The sequence below is a fragment of the Micromonospora marincola genome (genome assembly GCF_056150385.1).
The window spans coordinates 658714-673953 of sequence record NZ_JAXCFT010000002.1; the positions used below are offsets into that span (position 1 = coordinate 658714).

A 15240-nucleotide genomic window follows, 5' to 3' on the forward strand; every position below is an offset into this window, starting at 1 on the left:
ACTAGTCCTGTTCGTCAGGCTCGTCGGCATTGCGAGCAATCGCCACGATAGTCACGCCGTCCGGGAGGTCCATCAGCTTGACCCCCATTGTGTTCCGGTCACGCGTACGGCGTACAGGCTTCACCGGAGTCCGGATGACGCCGCCGTTGCTCGTGATGGCGAACAGCTCATCCTCCGGATCGATCACGACCGCGCCGACCAGACCACCGCGTCGCTCGGTGATCTTCGCAGTCAGCACGCCCTTACCTCCCCGGCCCTGCACCGGGTATTCCTCGATCGGGGTACGTTTCGCGTAACCCCCGTTCGTCGCCACGAGCACGTCCAGACCCTCCCGGACGACCTCGACGGCGAGCAACTCGTCCTCACCGCTGAAGCGCATGCCGATCACCCCCGAGGTGGCCCGGCCCATCGGACGCAGTGCCTCGTCCGTGGCGTTGAAGCGGATCGCCTGCGCGTTCTTCGACACCAGCAACAGGTCGTTCTCCGGCGCGACCAGGACCGCACCGACCAGCTCGTCCTCATCGCGCAGGTTCACCGCGATGATGCCGCCGGAACGGTTGGAGTCGAACTCCTCGAGCCGCGTCTTCTTCACCAGGCCGTTCTTCGTGGCCAGTACCAGGTAGGGCGCCACCTGGTAGTTCGGGATTTCGATGATCTGCGCGATCTGCTCGTCCGGTTGGAAGGCGAGCAGGTTGGCCACGTGCTGGCCCTTGGCCACCCTACTGGCCTCGGGAAGCTCGTACGCCTTCGCCCGGTAGACCCGACCCTTGTTCGTGAAGAACAGGATCCAGTCGTGGGTAGAGCATACGAAGAAGTGGCTCACGATGTCGTCCTGGCGGAGCGTCGCCCCGCTCACGCCCTTGCCGCCACGGCGCTGCGACCGGTAGAGGTCGACCTTCGTCCGCTTCGCGTACCCGGTGCGGGTGATCGTGACGACCACGTCCTCGCGGGCGATGAGGTCCTCCATCGAGACCTCGCCGTCGAACGGGATGATCTTGGTGCGGCGCTCGTCGCCCCACTTCGCGACGATCTCGCCCAGCTCGTCGGAGACGATCTTCCGCTGCCGCTCCGGCTTGGCCAGGATGTCCTTGAGGTCGGCGATCTCCACCTCGAGCTTCGCCAGGTCGTCCAGGATCCGCTGCCGCTCCAACGCCGCCAGGCGGCGTAGCTGCATGTCCAGGATCGCGGTCGCCTGGACCTCGTCGATCTCCAGCAGCCGGATCAGACCCTGCCGGGCGTCCTCCACCGTCGGCGAGCGCCGGATCAGCGCGATCACCTCGTCCAGCGCGTCGAGGGCCTTGCTCAGGCCGCGCAGGATGTGCGCCCGCTCCTCCGCCTTGCGCAGCCGGAACGCGGTCCGCCGGCGGATCACCTCGATCTGGTGCTCGACGTAGTAACGGAGGAACTGCGCCAGATTGAGGGTGCGCGGCACGCCGTCGACGAGCGCCAGCATGTTGGCGCCGAACGTCTCCTGGAGCTGGGTGTGCTTGTAGAGGTTGTTCAGCACCACCTTGGCGACCGCGTCGCGCTTGAGCACGAGCACGATCCGCATGCCGGTACGCCCGGAGGACTCGTCCCGGATGTCGGCGATGCCGGCGAGCTTGCCCTCCTTGATCAGCTCGGCGATCCGCTCGGCGAGATTGTCCGGGTTGACCTGGTAGGGCAGCTCGCTGACCACGAGCGCCGGCCGGCCCCGCTTGTCCTCCTCCACCTCGACCACCGCGCGCATCCGGATCGAGCCGCGCCCGGTCCGGTACGCGTCCTGGATGGCCGCCTGGCCGACGATGAGGCCGTGAGTCGGGAAGTCCGGACCCTTGACGATCTCCAGCAGGGCTTCCAGCGTGGTCGCCTCGTCGACGTCCGGGTTCTCCAGGCACCACTGCACCGCCGCGCCGATCTCACGCAGGTTGTGCGGCGGGATCTTGGTGGCCATGCCGACCGCGATGCCCTCGGAGCCGTTGATCAGCAGGTTAGGGATCCGCGACGGCAGGATGGTGGGCTCCTTGGCCCGGCCGTCGTAGTTGTCCTGAAGGTCGACGGTGTCCTCGTCGATGTCCCGCAGCATCTCCATGGCCAGCGGGTCGAGCTTGCACTCCGTGTTGTGGCTGACGAAGCCGTCGGAGATGAAGGAGTGGTCGTCGGTGTCGACCCGGATGCTGTAGACCGGCCGAACCCCCGCGTCAGCAACGCTCGCGATCACCGCATACCGGAAGGCGCTCGCGGGAACGGCCCAGGGCAGCTTCCGCGCCGGATCGTCCAGATCTTGTGCACTTGTCGCTGCCGTAACGACAACATCTGCACCCGAACCGACCCGAGCCACGACGTCGCCAGGATTGAGCTCCGACAGCAGGCGCCAGCGGAGATGACTCTTCCCGTTCGGACCGGCCAGAAGGCAGAGCACGGGGTGGTTGTGGGTGCCGGTCAGCTCGTCCCCGTCGTGCGTCGTGATCCGCAGCGTCGGGTGCTCGCCGGAGTGGAAGAACATGGAGGCTCGAGCCGGCTCGCCGACCAAGCCCTCCACCTTCAGGTCGATCGGGGTCTCGCTGCTCGGCTCGGCGTCGGGCACGAGAGACGCGATGGGTACGTCAGCGCCGTCAGCCAGGCGAATCCGCGTGTCTCCGGTGAGGCAGTAGCGCATGGCCGCAGCCGGGTCGTTTCCGGGCGAACCGAAGTTGCCGTTGCCGTCGACGAGCGGGTAGCGCAGCGACCACGGCTGGGCCATCCGGACCAGCGCGTCGTAGATTGCCGAGTCGCCGTGCGGATGGAACTGGCCCATCACGTCGCCGACGACGCGGGAGCACTTCACGTAGCCGCGGTCCGGCCGGTAGCCGGAGTCGAACATGGCGTAGAGGATCTTGCGGTGGACCGGCTTGAGCCCGTCCCGGACGTCCGGCAGGGCACGCCCGACGATGACGCTCATCGCGTAGTCGAGGTACGAGCGCTGCATCTCGACCTCGAGGCCGACCGGCTCGATGCGGTCGTGCTGGACGACCGCGGCGATTGTCTCCGGGGTCTCCGGCTCGTTCGGGGTGGACTCGGGAAGATCGGTCACTGTTAACCCTTATCAGACTCAGAGTCGTGATCTAGCTGTGGATAACGGCTGTGGAAAGCGGCCAGCCTGTGGATAACCCTGTGGACCGCCCGGGTCGGCCGGTGGATCTCCGGCCGACCCGGGCGCGTCCGTCAGATGTCCAGGAACCGCACGTCCTTCGCGTTGCGCTGGATGAACGACCGGCGCGCCTCGACGTCCTCACCCATCAGGACGCTGAACAACTCGTCCGCGGTGGCGGCGTCGTCGAGCGTGACCTGGCGCAGGGTGCGGGTGGCCGGGTTCATCGTGGTCTCCCACAGCTCGGGGTAGTTCATCTCGCCGAGGCCCTTGAACCGCTGGATGTCGTCCGGCCGGGCGTTCGCCTTCTTCTGCTGGCGCAGCGCGATCAGCCCGTCGCGTTCCCGGTCCGAGTACGCGTACTGAGCGTCGTCGCCCTTCTTGTTCCACTTGATCTTGTAGAGCGGCGGGGCGGCCAGGTAGACGTGACCCAGCTCGACAAGTGGCCGCATGAAGCGGAACAGCAGGGTGAGCAGCAGCGTCTGGATGTGCTGGCCGTCGACGTCGGCGTCGGCCATCAGCACGATCTTGTGATAGCGCAGCTTCTCGATGTCGAAGTCGTCGTGGATGCCGGTGCCGAGCGCGGTGATCAGCGCCTGCACCTCGTTGTTCTTCAGCACCCGGTCGATCCGGGCCTTCTCCACGTTGAGGATCTTGCCGCGGATCGGCAGGATCGCCTGGGTACGCGGGTCGCGGCCCTGCTTGGCCGAGCCGCCGGCCGAGTCGCCCTCGACGATGAAGACCTCGGACTCGCGCGGATCGGTGGACTGGCAGTCGGCCAGCTTGCCCGGCATCGAGCCGGACTCCAGCAGTGACTTGCGCCGGGCCAGCTTGCGCGCCTGCTGGGCGGCGATGCGGGCGCGGGCGGCCTGGGACGCCTTGGTGATGATGATCTTCGCCTCGGCCGGGTTGCGGTCGAACCAGTCGACGAGCGACTCGTTGCAGACCCGCTGGACGAAGCCCTTCACCGGGGTGTTGCCCAGCTTGGTCTTGGTCTGCCCCTCGAACTGCGGGTCGGTCAGCTTGACCGAGATGATCGCGGCCAGGCCCTCGCGGATGTCCTCGCCGGAGAGCCGCTCGTCGCCCTTGAGCAGTTTCTTCTCCGCGCCGTAGCGGTTGACCACGCTCGTCAACGCGGCCCGGAAGCCCTCCTCGTGGGTGCCGCCCTCATGCGTGTTGATGTTGTTGGCGAAGGTGTAGACCGACTCGCCGTACGACTCGTTCCACTGCATGGCGATCTCGGCCGACATGCCGGTCTCCTCGGCGCCGAACTCGACCACCGTCTTGTGGATCGGGCTCTTCGAGGCGTTGAGGTGCCGGACGAAGTCGGCGATGCCGCCGTCGTAGTGGAAGGTGACCTCGCGGACCTTGCCGTCCTCGTCCTCCGCCACCCGATCGTCAAGCAGGTGGATGGTGAGGCCGCGGGTGAGGAAGGCCATCTCCTGGAGACGCCGGTAGATCGTGTGGAAGTCGAAGTCGACGGTCTCGAAGACGTCCGGGTCGGGCCAGAAGGAGACCGCGGAACCGGTCCGGTCGGTCGGCTCGCCCTTCTCCAACGGGGTCGGCTTGGAGTGGTCGTAGCGCTGCCGCCATACGAAGCCGTCCTTGTGGATCTCCACGGCCATCCGGGTGGAGAGCGCGTTGACCACGGAGACGCCGACGCCGTGCAGACCGCCGGAGACGGCGTACGCCTTGCCGTCGAACTTGCCGCCCGCGTGCAGCACGGTGAGCGCGACCTCGACACCCGGCTTCTTCAGCTTGGGGTGCAGGTCGACCGGGAAGCCACGGCCGTTGTCGGTGACCCGGACGCCCCCGTCGGCGAGCAGCACCACGTCGATGGTGTCGCAGTAGCCGGCCATCGCCTCGTCCACCGCGTTGTCGACGACCTCCCACACCAGGTGGTGCAGACCGCGTTCGCCGGTGGACCCGATGTACATACCGGGCCGCTTCCGGACCGCTTCCAGGCCCTCGAGCACGGTGATGGACTCGGCACCGTACTTCTTGTTGTCCTCCGCTGCCACGCTCGGCCACTTTCTCGCACCGGCCGCGCGTGGGCGCGGGGCGCGGGTTCGGCGGACAGGACACGACGTCAGCGCACGCGGGCCGCCCCCGGGATCGCCAGGTCACGGATCGTGTACGCCGGGCGCCGCGGTTGCCCGCGGATCGCGATCGGCTCGGACCCGATGCGGGACAATGATCAAGGGCCGTGGGGCCCGTGTCCGTCGCTCCGTGCCGGGTCTTTCGTCTCGCCTCCAATCTTACTGTGCGCAGCCGACCAAACCGCCACTCGGCACCCCCTGAAGGCGGCTGAGAATGCCGTAGCCGGACGAATCTCGCTGCCCGCGACTCCCCCTACACGCCAACGACGCCGTGCCGCGCCACCGGCCCGCGTGAGCGGTGGGCGCTTCCGGGCTCGATGACCGGCGCCCGGCCGCCCGGGGGTCGCGGCGGAACCCGACGTGCCGTACCTTTTGGCGGCGCCGCCGTTGCGGTCTTGATCTTTCGCGCCCACAACGGGGACCATCGCCGGAGAAGTCCGACAATCGCTTGGTGAGAGGTGACACCAGATGGGGCTGGACAACGTCGCGGTGCACTGGCCGCGGACCGGCCGCTTCTACGATCCGGTCGCGCCGGCCGAGTTCGTGGACTTCGGCGAAATCGTGGACGTACCACGCATCTCGGCCCCAACCGCCGCGTTGGCCGAGCTGATCGCGAAGACCGGCACGGTGCGGGCCACCGCGTACACCGAACTGGTCGACCTGATCCTCGGGCTGGAAAATGTGCTCTACGCCACGGAGAACGCGGCCGAGGACGAGGATCCGGTGATCGACCCGGACGGCTGCTCCTGGATCGCCGAGGGAGTGGAGAAGTTCATCGCCCGGCACCGGCCGCACGGCGAGGCCGTGACGTTCGAGTCGGTGAGCGAGGTGCTGCGCGCCCTCCTCGGCGACGGGCGGCTGGCCGAACAGCAGCTCCGGTGGCTGGACAGCCGGCTGGACAAGCTGCGGGACGAGAACGGCGATCCGCCGCAGTGGAACTTCACCTGCGCCGAGCTGAGCGTGCTCGCCGCGTTCTACCGGCGCTGCGCCGAACGCGGCTTCGCCGTCTACGCCGACGTGGAGCCGACCCGCCACGTCTGAGCCGCCACGCTCACCCGTAGGTGTCGCGCGGGCCACGGCCGCGTACCCGGCGCGGACCGCGCGACCACGACGGCGCGGCCGGGCCGTGGATGTGCAGCTTGCGCACGACGTTGTGGCCGACCTCACGGGCGATCTGCTTGAGCAGCGAGCCGGCCAGCAGCCGCAACTGGGTGGCCCACGCGGTCGAGCGGGCCTCGACCGTCAGCTCGCCGTTCTCCAGCTTCACCGGGCGGCTGTGCTGGGCGACGTCCGGCCCGACCACCTTCTCCCAGGCGCCGAAGACTGTCGCCTCGGCCGCCGGCTGCTGCCAGCCCCGCGCCTTGACCAGCTTGTCGAGCACCGCCCCGAGCGGCTGCGGGTCGCGGGGGTCCGGGCCGGCCCCGGAGTACCCGCGCAGCCGCTTCTCGCCGTCCCCACGGACCGCGCTGCGCCGCCGGGTGCCGGATGCGGCCTGCCGCTTGGCCTTCGCCGCGTCCAGCACCGCCCGGGCCAGCTCCGGCCCGGCCTGGCCGTCCGCCGCTCCCGGCTCGCCGTCCGCCGGCTTCGGTGGGGTACGCGCGTCGCGTCCCGGCCCCAGCCGTGCGGGCGGGAGCCGCACCTCCTCGTCATCCGGCACGTCGCACCGTCCCCCCACCGACCGTGTAGCGGGTGCCGCGCAGGGTCGCCGGCACGTCCTCGTCCACCGCACAGGTGACCAGGAGCTGACCTGCGCCGCCGACCAGCTCGGCCAGCCGTTCCCGCCGGCCGGCGTCCAACTCGGCGAAGACGTCGTCGAGCACCAGCACCGGCTCGATCCCGTCGGCGCGCAGCAGGTCGTACCCGGCCAGTCGCAGCGCCAGCGCGTACGACCAGGACTCGCCGTGGCTGGCGTACCCCTTGGCGGGCAGCGGGCCGAGGGTGAGGGCCAGGTCGTCGCGGTGCGGGCCGACGAGCGTGGTGCCGCGCTCGATCTCGGCGGTGCGGTTCGCGACAAGCGCGGCGCTCAGCGCCTCGGCAAGCGTGGCCCGGTCGGCGGCCGGTTCGGGCAGGTCGACCGACGGCCGGTAGGTGATGCCGGCCGCGCCGCGGCCGGCCGCCACCGCGTCGTACGCCTTCGCCACGTGCGGGGTGAGCGCGGCGACCAGCTCCAGCCGGCCGGCGAGCAGGTCGGCCCCGTGCTGCGCCAGGTGGGTGTCCCAGACGGCGAGCGTGGACAGGTCGCCGCCCCGCGAGCCGCCGGTCTTGCGGGCGAGATACGAGGTGCGCAGCAGCGCGTTGCGTTGCTTGACCACGCGCTCGTAGTCGGCGCGGACGCCCGCGTAGCGGGGCTGGCGGTTGACAAGCAGGTCGTCCAGGTAGCGGCGGCGTTCGGCCGGGTCACCGCGGACGAGCTCCAGGTCCTCCGGCGCGAACAGCACCAGCCGCAGCGCGCCGAGCACGTCCCGGGCGCGGCGGGCCGGGGAGCGGCCGAGCCGGGCCCGGTTCGCCTTGCCCGGGACGATCTCCAGCTCGACGAGCAGCTCCCGGCCCTCGTGCACCACGGCGCAGCGGATCACCGCCGAGGTGGCGCCCATCCGGACCAGCGGGGCGTCCGTGGCGACCCGGTGCGAGCCCAGGGTCGCCACGTAGCCGAGCGCCTCGACCAGGTTGGTCTTGCCGACGCCGTTCGCGCCGACAAGCACGTTCGGGCCCGGCTCCAGGTCGACGCCGACCCGCTCGTACGAGCGGAAGTCGACGAGTTCGAGCCGGCGGACGTACACAGCCTGTGGATACCGCTCAGCGCTTGTGGACGGCGTGGCCACCGAACTGCTGGCGCAGCGCGGCGACGGCCTTCAGGGCGGGCGACTCGTCCTGCCGGGAGGCGAACCGGGCGAAGAGCGCGGCGGTGATGACGTTGAGCGGCACGGCGAGCCGGATCGCTTCGTCGACCGTCCAGCGGCCCTCGCCGGTGTCCTCGGTGTAGTCGCTCAGGTCGGCCAGCTCCGGATCCTCGTCGAGCGCCCGGTCGAGCAGGTCGAGCAGCCAGGACTGGACGACGGTGCCCTTGCGCCAGGACTTGACCACCCCCGGCACGTTCGTCACGAGCTCGGAGGCCGAGAGCAGCTCGAAGCCCTCGGCGTAGGCGTGCATCAGGCCGTACTCGATGCCGTTGTGCACCATCTTGGCGTAGTGGCCGGCGCCGACCGGGCCGGCGTGCACGAAGCCGAAGTCGCCCTCCGGCCGGAGCGCGTCGAAGATCGGCATGAGCCGCTCCACGTGCTGTTCAGCGCCACCGACCATCAGCGCGTACCCGTTCTGCCGGCCCCAGACGCCGCCGGAGACGCCGACGTCGACATAGCCGATCCCCTGTTCGTTCAGGCGCTCGGCACGCGGGGCGTCGTCGCTGAACCGGGAGTTGCCGCCGTCGATGATGATGTCACCGGAGCCGAGCACGCCGGCGAGGTCGTCGATGGTGGCGTCGGTGACGCCGGCGGGGACCATGACCCAGACCGCGCGGGGTGCGTCGAGCTTCTCGGCCAGCTCCGTGAGGCTCGCGGCGTCGCTGAGCTCCGGGTTGCGGTCGTAGCCGACCACCTCGTGCCCGGCGGCGCGCAGTCGTTCGCGCATGTTGCCGCCCATCCGGCCGAGTCCTACCAGGCCGAGCTGCATCTGCTCCTACCTCCGTACGTCAGGGTGGTGCTGCCGGCGATCAGCGCGACACGCGGATCGGCATGATGAGGTACCGGTACCCCGGAATGACCTCGCCATCCTCGCCGGCCGGAGAAAGGACCGCGGGCTTGAAGGCGTCGACGAAGCGCAGCAGGGCGTGCTGGGCGCCCAGGTTGGCCAGGCCGTCGATCAGATATTGCGGGTTGAAGCCGATGGTGAGCGGGTCACCGCTGAAGGTGGCCTCCATGGCCTCGCTGGCCCGGGCCTCCTCGGTGCCCCCGGCCTCCACCACGAGGCCGTCGGAGCTGAAGCTGAGCAGCACCGGGGTGGTGCGCTCGGCGACCAGGGCCACCCGCTTGACCACCTCGATGAGGGTGGCGACCGCGACCCGGGCCTCGGCGTTGTGGTCGGCCGGGAACAGCGAGCGCACCGGTGGGTAGTTGGCGCCGTCGAGCAGGCGGCTGGTGGTCCGGCGGGTGCCGCCGGAGAAGCCGATCATGCCTTCGCCGGCACCGCCGGCCGAGAGCGCCATGGTGACGTGCCCACCAAGCGGACCGAGCGCCTTGGCGGTGTCGTTGAGCGTGCGGGCCGGCACCAGCGCGTTGAGGCTGATCTCCGGGTCGTCCGGGTTCCACTCCATCTCCCGCAGCGCGAGGCGGTAGCGGTCGGTGGCGAGCATGGCCATGGTGCCGCCGGAGAGTTCGAGCCGGACGCCGGTCATCATCGGCAGCGTCTCGTCCCGGCCGGCGGCCACGGCGACCTGGGCCACGGCGGCGGCGAAGGAGGCGGCGTCGACGGTGCCGGCGCTCTCCGGCATCTCCGGCAGGGTCGGATAGTCCTCCACCGGCATGGTGGGCAGGGTGAACCGGGCGCTGCCGCAGACCAGCTCCAGGTGGGCGCCGACGGCCGCGATGTCCACCGGCTTGGCCGGCAGCGCCTTGGTGATCTCGGCGAGCAGGCGACCGGAGACCAGTGCGGCGCCGTCGGCGTCACCCTGCACCTCGACGGTCACCTGGCTGGAGACCTCGTAGTCGAAGCCGGAGACCTGAAGGTTGCCGTCGGTCACCCGCAGCATCACCCCGGCCAGCACCGGCACGGAGGGTCGGTTGGGCAGGCTCTTGGCGGTCCACGCCACGGCCTCGGCGAGCGCGTCGCGCTCCACTCGGAACTTCATCAATGCCTCCGCGTCGACGTCAGCGACAACTCTCTCATGCCGACCGCTGCCACCCGTCCCGCCCGACCGTGCGGGTTCCCATCGCACCTTAGGGCGCGTGGGCATCGGCTGTGCGCCCGACCCCATGGATCCAGATGCCCGGGCGACTGCCGACGGCAGCGCTGCGGCCCGATCCACAGAAAGCCCAACGGTGATGATTGGTTTTTGTTGTTTAGAAGAGATAACTCATCGTCTTCATCGCACCTGTGCAAACTGTGGAGAACTTGCGTCTGCGCAGCTCAGACACGTTATCTACAGGTGGTTTCGCTGTGGAGAACCCGGGGTACAACTCGCGTCCCGGTCCACAGCCGTCGCCAGCCGCCGGGTTATCCACCGTCGTCCACCGGTTGTCCACCGGTAATCCACCGGTTTTCTCCCCAGCTCTGTGGACAACGCGGACGACGCCAACCGTCGTCATCCCCAGAACCTTCAACAGGCGGTCCACAGGTAGATCGTCATCGGTGGACAACGCGACGGTTGTCCCCAGGCGTCCACAGGCTCGTCCCCAGGACTTGTCCACAGTCTGTGGGTAACCGGCCATATGCAGAGGGTGTTTATCCACCGCCTGTGACACAGGGGGTGTGGACAACCGGTACGGCCTGTGGATGAGCACGACACCGATCCTGCGGTCTCGACCGGGTCGAGGGTCAAGCGGCGACGTCCACAGGCGGTGGATCGGCACGGATCGGGCGCCCGGCGCCGGCGACGAAGAAGCCCGGCCGGGGAGCCGACCGGGCTGTCATGACGGGGTACGAGACGTGCGTCTCAGGTGTTCTGCTTGATCCGGTTCGTCAGCTCGGCGATCTGGTTGTAGAGCGAGCGCCGCTCCGCCATCTGCTGACGGATCTTGCGATCGGCGTGCATCACGGTGGTGTGGTCGCGGCCACCGAACGCCTGGCCGATCCGGGGCAGCGACAGGTCGGTCAGCTCGCGGCACAGGTACATCGCCACCTGGCGGGCGTTGACAAGCACCCGGGACCGGGAGTGGCCGCGCAGGTCCTCCAGGCTCACTCCGAAGTACTCAGAGGTGGACGCCATGATCTGGTCGGCGTTGATCTCCGGCCCGGCGCCGTCGGGCATGAAGTCCCGCAGCACCTCCTCGGCGAGCGACAACTCGACCGAGGAGCGGGTGAGGCTCGCGAACGCGGTGACCCGGATCAGCGCGCCCTCCAGCTCCCGGATCGAGTTCGACACCCGGGAGGCGATGAACTCCAGCACGTCCGGTGGGGCGTACATCCGCTCCTGCGCCGCCTTCTTCTGCAGGATCGCGATCCGGGTCTCCAGGTCCGGCGGCTGGATGTCGGCCAGCAGCCCCCACTCAAACCGGGTTCGCATCCGGTCCTCAAGCGTGGCGAGCTGGCGCGGCGACCGGTCGGAGGTGATCACGATCTGCTTGTTGGCGTTGTGCAGGGTGTTGAACGTGTGGAAGAACTCCTCCTGGGTCCGCTCCCGGTTCTCCAGGAACTGGATGTCGTCGATCAGGAGGATGTCCACGTCCCGGTAGCGGCGCTGGAACGCGCTTGTCTTGTCGTCCCGCAACGAGTTGATGAAGTCGTTGGTGAACTCCTCGGTCGAGACGTAGCGGACCGAGCGGGCGTTACCGAGTGTGGTGGCGTAGTGCCCGATGGCGTGCAGCAGGTGGGTCTTGCCCAGCCCGGAGTGACCGTAGATGAACAGCGGGTTGTAGGCCTTCGCCGGCGACTCGGCCACCGCCACGCTCGCCGCGTGGGCGAAACGGTTGGACGAGCCGATGACGAACGTCTCGAACATGTACTTCGGGTTGAGGCGGTTGCCCCCGCTCTCCGCCCCGCCGGGCAGCCGGCGGTCGGCCTGGCCACCCGGGCGGTGCAGGTCGGGACCACCCCGGCCGGGCCCGTTGTCGGTGGCGCCGTCGCGTGGCAGGCCCCGCAGCGGCGTGGAGTCGGCCGGGCCCGGTGCCTCCCGGTAGCGCGGCTCGTAGCCGATCGGGTCGGCGGGCGACTCGGCCCCGGGACGTTCGTCGAAGGAACGGCGCTCGGGGGCGCGCAGCGGCTCGGCGAACGCGGCGCCGAAGAGCGTGTCCTGACCGTCCCGACCGGCCGGGATCAACTGCGGCCGGCTGCCGTCCGCGCTCCGCTGCCGCGGCGCGTGTTCCTCCGCCGGAGGGTCCGACCGCGGCTCGGCGTACCCGGGGTTCGGGCGGGGGACGGGGAAGGTCGGCTGCCCCGGCGGGGGGCCGAGCCGGTCGAACCCGGGGAGCGGATCCGCCGGGCCGTCCGGCTCGGGGAGCGGTTCCGGGCCACTGCGGTATACCGTGCCGGCCGGACGCCCGCCCGGGTCCTCCGCGACCCGCACGGTGACGGCCACCTGGATCGGCCGGCCGAGCCGGCGGCTCAACGCCTCGGTGATGGCCGGGCGGAGCCGGGACTCGATCACGTCGCGGGTGAAGGCGTCCGGCACGGAGAGCAGCGCGGTGTCCTCGACTATCGCCCGTAACCGGGTGAGCCGTAGGTAGGCCCGCTGCTGCGCGGAGATGATCTCGTCGGCGAGTTCCTCGGTGGCCGCCGCCCACACCGCGGCAAGGTCTGTCGCTCCGGTCACGTCGTGCCACCCCCTCGCCTGATCCTCACGCCCGCCCGGACGGCTGACCGGTCGTCATCCACAAGTTATCCACAGCCTGTGTGTACGGACCGATTGGGGCCGCCCACCGGACGTGGGTCGGACCTGCCCCTGATTCGCGGAGGCGCTGAAACGGGTTCACCGTGCCGAACGATTCAACAGCTTGTCCGGTCTTGCCGGTCGGCGACAAACCTGGACCACCGACACCGACCGCAATCGGGCACGCTAACAGCGGGGACCCCGCGCCATCAACCGCCGACACCCTACGGGTGTCCGCCACATCAGCGAAAACGCCCTCCGTGCCACCGTTGCGGCGCAGGTCGGGGGTGGGAGTGCGAGGTTTGACGGTCATTGTGCCGCTGCGTAGGCTGGAGCGGATGCTCTCTCGCCCTCTGCTAGGGTGATGGATGCTCGCTGCCTCGTGACCACCTCCCCGCACGCCGGGGGCCGTGCCACGCGGGCGGCGTCGATCAGCGGTCACCGCCGAGGTGATCTGGACCAGCACAGGACCCCGGGCGATCCGCCGCGCGGGGCGTACGACAACGGAGAGCCTGACGTGAGCAAGCGCACCTACCAGCCGAACAACCGCCGGCGCGCGAAGACCCACGGCTTCCGGCTGCGCATGCGCACCCGTGCCGGCCGCGCCATCCTTTCGACCCGTCGCGCCAAGGGCCGCACCCGCCTGGCGGCCTGAGGCCGTCCGGTCCGGGGACGTGGGCTGTCGTGCTGGCCGCCGCACAGCGACTGCGGCGCAGTAGCGACTTCGCCGCAGCGGTTCGCGGTGGCCGACGCGTCGGCCGCGGTGCCGTCGTGGTCCACCTGACACTTCCCGAGCCGGCCACCGCCGGAACAACCTCGCCGGAGCCGGCGCGGAGCAGTGGCGCGGAAACAACCGCGCCGAGCCGCGCCGGCTTCGTCGTGTCCAAGGCCGTCGGCGGCGCGGTGGTCCGCAACAAGGTCCGCCGCCGGCTCCGGCACCTGGTCCGGGAGCGGCTGACCGAGCTGCCCGCCGGCGCCACCCTGGTCGTACGCGCCCTCCCCCCGGCCGCCGACGCGACGTACGCGCGGCTCGGGGCCGACCTGGACGCCGCCCTCGCCGCCGCGCGGGCGGCCCGGGGACGGCGGTCGCGATGAGCGGGGGGACCACGACTCCGTCGCCGACTACGGGTGCCCGCATGCTGCTGGCGCCCATCATCGCGTACCGTCGGTGGATAAGTCCGGCGTTGCCGGCCCGCTGCCGGTTCTACCCGTCGTGCAGTGCCTACGCCGTCGAGGCGGTGTCCCGGCACGGCGCGGTGCGGGGGTCCTGGCTGACGGTCCGGCGGCTGTCGCGCTGCCACCCCTTTCACCCAGGTGGTCACGACCCGGTGCCGGAGCCGGGCGATCACCGCCGTGCCGACGTGACTGGAGCCTGAGAATTGTTCAGTCTGGACTGGATCTACTACGCGATCTCGTGGATCCTGCTGACCTGGCACTCGGCCTGGGACGCCATCGGGGTGCCGGTCGGCGCGGTCATCGGCACGAACTGGGCCTGGATCCTCGCCATCATCTTCCTGGTGGTGACGGTCCGGGTGATCCTGTTCCCGGTCTTCGTCAAGCAGATCAAGTCGCAGCGTGCCATGCAGGCGCTCCAGCCGCGGGTCAAGGAGCTCCAGGAGAAGCACAAGGGTGACCGGGAGACGCTCCAGAAGGAGATGATGGAGCTCTACCGGAAGGAAAAGGCCAACCCCCTGATGGGCTGCCTTCCGATGTTCCTCCAGATCCCCGTCTTCCTGGGCCTGTTCCACACGCTCAAGCGGCTCAACCCGGAGAACCAGGGCAAGACGCTCTACGGCTGGACCGTCGACCAGTTCAACAGCGCCTCAAGCGCGAAGCTCTTCACCGCCCCGATCTCCGGCCGGTTCGGCTCCACCGCCGCCGACCTGGCGCCGCTGGGCGCGAACACCAACACGGTCAAGCTGATCGCCGGCATCCTGGTGCTCATCATGATCGCCACGACGTACCTGACCAGCCGTCAGATGATCCTCAAGACCGGCTGGGCCGAGGACCCGCAGCAGCGCATGGTGCAGCGGTTGATGCTCTACGGCATCCCGGTCTCGCTCCTCGTCTCGGGCTCGATCTTCCCGATCGGTGTGATCATCTACTGGGTCACCAACAACCTCTTCACGCTCGGCCAGCAGCAGTGGGTGCTGCGGAAGTTCCCGCCGCTGGTGCCGCCGAAGAAGAGCACCGCAGGTGGCAAGAGCCCAGTGCAGCCGGCCAAGACCGGCGGCCTGGCCGCCGGCCTGCTCGGCCGCAAGACCGCCCAGCCGGCGGCCAAGGCCCCGGCCGCCGCGCCGAAGGTGGCCGGTCCGAAGCCGGGCGCCAAGCCGGTCAACCCGAAGAAGAGTGGCGGGCGCCCCGCCAAGCGACAGGGCTGAGCACACCCCGGGCCACCGCCGCGAACGGCGGTGGCCCGTCCGGTCCCCGAGCTGCGACCGAGAGTCGGCGCCGGACCGGAACCGCCGCGCACCGCGCGGTCACGGGCGGAACCGCCCGTAGGACGTGCCCGA

The 15240-nt window shown here is 69.9% G+C and carries 11 protein-coding genes and 3 pseudogenes; 5 read left to right on the forward strand and 9 right to left on the reverse strand.

Annotated features, from left to right (window positions below; genetic code table 11):
- Position 1 precedes the first annotated feature (1 nt).
- From gyrA to gyrB, 4 genes and pseudogenes are all read right to left on the reverse strand, one after another.
- Positions 2 to 2098: pseudogene (gene gyrA, locus SM450_RS07720) on the reverse strand (DNA gyrase subunit A); the annotation flags it as partial.
- A gap of 6 nt (positions 2099 to 2104) precedes the next feature.
- Positions 2105 to 2638, reverse strand: a pseudogene (locus tag SM450_RS07725) (hypothetical protein); the annotation flags it as partial.
- Positions 2630 to 3052 (reverse strand): annotated as a pseudogene (locus SM450_RS07730) (DNA gyrase subunit A); the annotation flags it as partial. The pseudogenes SM450_RS07725 and SM450_RS07730, both read right to left, overlap by 9 nt.
- 131 nt (positions 3053 to 3183) lie before the next feature.
- Entirely contained in the window at positions 3184 to 5130 is a 1947-nt protein-coding gene (gene gyrB / locus SM450_RS07735; protein WP_474618951.1) for a DNA topoisomerase (ATP-hydrolyzing) subunit B, read from the reverse strand.
- Positions 5131 to 5676: 546 nt separating this feature from the next.
- Between gyrB and SM450_RS07740 the strand changes: the two genes are divergently transcribed.
- Positions 5677 to 6249 carry a hypothetical protein gene (locus tag SM450_RS07740; protein ID WP_474618952.1) on the forward strand — a complete coding sequence of 191 codons (573 nt, stop codon included), beginning with the start codon at positions 5677 to 5679 and terminating at the stop codon, positions 6247 to 6249.
- A 10-nt stretch (positions 6250 to 6259) separates the two neighbouring features.
- Here SM450_RS07740 and SM450_RS07745 read toward each other — a convergent pair whose 3' ends face one another.
- The 5 genes from SM450_RS07745 to dnaA all read right to left on the reverse strand — a co-directional run bounded on the left by SM450_RS07745 (position 6260) and on the right by dnaA (position 12670).
- Positions 6260 to 6865, reverse strand: coding sequence for a DciA family protein (locus tag SM450_RS07745; RefSeq protein ID WP_474618953.1), 606 nt, complete (start codon positions 6863 to 6865; stop codon positions 6260 to 6262).
- Positions 6855 to 7988 carry a DNA replication/repair protein RecF gene (recF, locus tag SM450_RS07750; protein ID WP_474618954.1) on the reverse strand — a complete coding sequence of 378 codons (1134 nt, stop codon included), beginning with the start codon at positions 7986 to 7988 and terminating at the stop codon, positions 6855 to 6857. The genes SM450_RS07745 and recF overlap by 11 nt, the downstream gene beginning before the upstream one ends.
- A gap of 16 nt (positions 7989 to 8004) precedes the next feature.
- Positions 8005 to 8877: a phosphogluconate dehydrogenase (NAD(+)-dependent, decarboxylating) gene (gnd, locus tag SM450_RS07755; RefSeq protein ID WP_474618955.1), complete on the reverse strand. Its 873-nt coding sequence runs from the start codon at positions 8875 to 8877 to the stop codon at positions 8005 to 8007.
- Between the two features lie 40 nt (positions 8878 to 8917).
- Positions 8918 to 10051: a DNA polymerase III subunit beta gene (dnaN, locus tag SM450_RS07760; RefSeq protein WP_474618956.1), complete on the reverse strand. Its 1134-nt coding sequence runs from the start codon at positions 10049 to 10051 to the stop codon at positions 8918 to 8920.
- 804 nt (positions 10052 to 10855) lie between these two features.
- Positions 10856 to 12670 carry a chromosomal replication initiator protein DnaA gene (dnaA, locus tag SM450_RS07765; protein ID WP_474618957.1) on the reverse strand — a complete coding sequence of 605 codons (1815 nt, stop codon included), beginning with the start codon at positions 12668 to 12670 and terminating at the stop codon, positions 10856 to 10858.
- Positions 12671 to 13244: 574 nt separating this feature from the next.
- Here dnaA and rpmH point away from each other — a divergent pair.
- The 4 genes from rpmH to yidC are packed head-to-tail and all read left to right on the forward strand — an operon-like array spanning position 13245 to position 15108.
- Positions 13245 to 13382, forward strand: a complete 138-nt coding sequence (rpmH, locus tag SM450_RS07770) for a 50S ribosomal protein L34 (RefSeq protein ID WP_091061882.1) — start codon at positions 13245 to 13247, stop codon at positions 13380 to 13382.
- 29 nt (positions 13383 to 13411) lie between these two features.
- Positions 13412 to 13822 carry a ribonuclease P protein component gene (gene rnpA / locus SM450_RS07775; RefSeq protein ID WP_474618958.1) on the forward strand — a complete coding sequence of 137 codons (411 nt, stop codon included), beginning with the start codon at positions 13412 to 13414 and terminating at the stop codon, positions 13820 to 13822.
- Between the two features lie 41 nt (positions 13823 to 13863).
- The gene (yidD, locus tag SM450_RS07780) at positions 13864 to 14103 is read left to right on the forward strand and encodes a membrane protein insertion efficiency factor YidD (RefSeq protein ID WP_474618959.1); all 240 of its coding nucleotides are present in this window, start codon (positions 13864 to 13866) and stop codon (positions 14101 to 14103) included.
- A gap of 3 nt (positions 14104 to 14106) precedes the next feature.
- Positions 14107 to 15108 carry a membrane protein insertase YidC gene (gene yidC, locus SM450_RS07785; RefSeq protein WP_474618960.1) on the forward strand — a complete coding sequence of 334 codons (1002 nt, stop codon included), beginning with the start codon at positions 14107 to 14109 and terminating at the stop codon, positions 15106 to 15108.
- The last annotated feature ends 132 nt before the right edge of the window (positions 15109 to 15240 follow it).